The sequence below is a fragment of the Leisingera sp. JC1 genome, from assembly GCF_001679925.1.
In the GTDB taxonomy this organism is placed as follows: Bacteria; Pseudomonadota; Alphaproteobacteria; order Rhodobacterales; family Rhodobacteraceae; genus Leisingera.
On the sequence record NZ_LYUZ01000077.1, the window covers coordinates 1 to 556 of the forward strand.

1 pseudogene is annotated in these 556 nt (G+C 70.0%); it reads right to left on the bottom strand.

Annotated elements, in window-relative coordinates:
- Positions 1-556 (bottom strand): annotated as a pseudogene (locus A9D60_RS26540) (acyltransferase); the annotation flags it as partial.

Sequence of the window (556 nt, forward strand, 5' to 3'; positions counted from 1 at the left end):
GGGCTGGGCTCCAGCCGGTTGAAATGGCACAGGCCCGAGCGCACCGCCAGCAGCCGCTTTTCCTCCTCGGCGCGGATCTCGGCGCGGCGTTCAAAGAAGCCTTCATCCATGCGGCTGTCAAACCCCTGCCAGTGCAGCCCCGCCGCCCCTAGGGCGATCAGCGCCGCCATGCCCGCGCCGCTGCAGGCAAAGACCTGGCCCCGCCCCGGCAGCCATGAGGCCGCGCCGCGCCGGAAGGGCTGTTCGATGAAGCGCCAGCTGATCCATGCCAGCGCGAGCGACAGCAGCGCCAGCCCCGCCATCAGCAGGGCGGGCGGCTCGCCCACGGTGCGGATGCGGGCAAAGGCAAACAGCGGCTGATGCCACAGGTAAGCGCTGTAGCTGATCAGCCCGATGCCCACGAAAACAGGCCGCGACAACAGCCAGGCCGCCCAGGTGCCCTGGCGCGCAAACAGCAGGATCAGCGCCGTGCCCGCCACCGGCACCAGCGTATAGAGCCCTGGAAAGGGAATGCTCTCGTCGAACAGCAGCAGGGCGGCCGCCACCAGCGCCAGCC